Annotated in this window: 3 protein-coding genes; all 3 read left to right on the top strand. The window is 73.7% G+C overall.

Features of this window, described 5'->3' with window-relative positions; genetic code table 11:
• The first annotated feature begins 242 nt into the window (after window positions 1-242).
• A complete protein-coding gene (locus E1265_RS35745; protein WP_243741346.1) occupies window positions 243-1,298 on the top strand; it encodes an ABC transporter substrate-binding protein in 1,056 nt (351 codons plus the stop codon).
• A gap of 5 nt (window positions 1,299-1,303) precedes the next feature.
• Window positions 1,304-1,612, top strand: coding sequence for a hypothetical protein (locus E1265_RS40105; RefSeq protein ID WP_243741347.1), 309 nt, complete (start codon window positions 1,304-1,306; stop codon window positions 1,610-1,612).
• 133 nt (window positions 1,613-1,745) lie between these two features.
• Window positions 1,746-2,138 (top strand): SIP domain-containing protein (locus E1265_RS40905; RefSeq protein WP_347877292.1); only part of this gene is annotated, 393 nt, incomplete at its 3' end.

Genomic DNA, 2,138 nt, shown 5'->3' on the forward strand with positions numbered 1-2,138 from the left:
CGCCCGCCACCGCATCAGCGTCCTGTTCGCCATGCTCCGCGACGGCACCTTCTACGAACCACGCGTCCCCGAAGAAGCCGTCGCATGACCAGCTCGGGCTTGACGAAGGACATAGAGGCACCCCCCCCGCGACATGCGGTTAGGTTAGCCTAACCTCACCGAACCTTCGCCGGCCGGTGCGCCGGCACGCGGCGACGTCCCCATGCGTCCCAACTCGCCACACCCCGCCGAAAGGTGCTCCGATGACGACCACGATCCCGCGCAGGCCACGGACGACCGGCGCACTGTCCCGTCGCGGCTTCCTGGGCGCGGCCGGCGGCTCACTGGGCGCGGCCGGCCTGGTCACCGCCTGCTCCTCGGGCTCTTCGGACGACGAGCAGACCGGCGGCTCCGACGGCGCTGGCTCGGGTGGCTGGAGCTTCACCGACGACCGCGGCGAGACCGCCACCCTCGACGCCGCCCCCGAGCGCATCGTCGCCTACGTCGGCTCCGCCGCCGCGCTCCACGACTACGGCATCCGCTGCACCGGGATCTTCGGCCCCGCCATCACCGCGGACGGCGAACCCAGCGTGCTGACACCGACCTGGACCTGGACCGGCTCACCAACCTGGGCAACGCCTGGGGCGAGTTCAATATCGAGGAGTACCTGGCCTCGACCCCCAACTGCTGGTCAGCGACATCCACACCCCGCCGAGCCTGTGGTGGGTCTCCGAGGACACCGCCTCCGACATCCTGGGCATCGCGCCAAGCGTCGGCATAGCCAACGTCGGCCCCCCGCTGGGCACCACGGTCGAGCGCTACGCCGAGTTGGCCGAGGCGCTGGGTGCGACCTGTCGTCGCCCGACGTCGTCGCGGCCAGGGAGCGCTACGACGCCGCGGCCGAGGCCATCAGGCAGGCGGCCCGCGACAACCCGGGCATCCGGGTGCTCGCGCTCTCCGCCACCGCCGACAAGGTGTGGTTCTGCGTGCCCGCCGACCTCTCCGACCTGACCTACTACCAGGAGCTCGGCGTGGAGCTCGTCGTCCCAGAGGACCCCGACGAGGCCGGCACCTTCCAGTCCGTCAGCTGGGAGAACGCCGGGCTCAACCCGGCCGACCTGATCCTCCTCGACGACCGGGCCATCAGCCTGCAGCCCGACCAACTGGCCGCCGACAAGCCGACCTGGCGCTCCCTGCTCGCCGTCCAGGCCGGCCAGGTCGCCGCCTGGAACCCAGAGCCCACCTACAGCTACGCCGGCTGCGCCCCGGCCATGGAGAACCTGGCCGAGGCCATCCGCTCCGCCACCCGGCTCGGCTGACCGCCATGAAGGCGCCCGCTCCCCGGCCCGCCACGCTTGCCCGCCGCACCCTGCTCGCCGCCTCGGGCGCCGGCCTGCTCGCCGCCTGCGGCGCCGACTCCGGCTCCGTCACCGGCCAGGGCGGCTGGAGCTTCACCGACGACCGGGACGAGACCGTCAGCCTCGACGCCGCCCCGGAACGGATCGTCGCCTACGTCGGCTCGGCCGCCGCGCTCCACGACTTCGGCGTCCCGTGCACCGCGATCTTCGGCCCGAGCGGCCCGGTGCGCGGCGGCCCCAACCCGCAGGCCGGGACCTCGACGTGGACCGGCTGACCAGCCCGTGCGAGGCCTGGGGCGAGTTCAACATCGAGCGCTACGCCCAGCTCGAACCCCAGCTCCTTACGTCCACTGCGAAGGAGCCGCCTCCCGCTGGGCCGTCACCACGGAGGCCGGCTCGCCGGTCTCCGTGCTCGGCCCCACCGAGGAGGACAACGGGGGCGTCGACTTCCGCCCGCCGCCCGACACGGACCAGGTCCTGATCGCCGGCGACTCCTCGGCCCTCCCCGCCATCGCCGGCATCCTCGCCTGGCTGCCGGCCGGCCTCCCCGCCCGGGTCTGGATCGAGACCCAACACGTGGCGGACCGCCAGCACCTGTCGACCAGGGCCGAAGCGGAGATCACCTGGCTGCCCCACGGCCGGCTGCGGACGGCTCTCCGCACCGGCGACGACCCGCCAGCGCCACCGGCCGTCACCGCCCAGCGCCGCAGGCAACCCACGCCGCAGGCGACCCGTGTCCTCGCAAGGGAGCGGTCCGGCCGGGCGAAGCCCGGCCGTGAACGGGCCGGAACTGCCCCCGCC

Source organism: Streptomyces sp. 8K308 (genome assembly GCF_004348315.1).
Taxonomy (GTDB): domain Bacteria; phylum Actinomycetota; class Actinomycetes; order Streptomycetales; family Streptomycetaceae; genus Streptomyces.

Bases quoted from the DNA above. Each gene is read 5' to 3' on its own strand.
- E1265_RS40105 (WP_243741347.1), top strand. From the start codon at position 1,304: ATGAAGGCGCCCGCTCCCCGGCCCGCCACGCTTGCCCGCCGCACCCTG.
- E1265_RS35745 (WP_243741346.1), top strand. From the start codon at position 243: ATGACGACCACGATCCCGCGCAGGCCACGGACGACCGGCGCACTGTCC.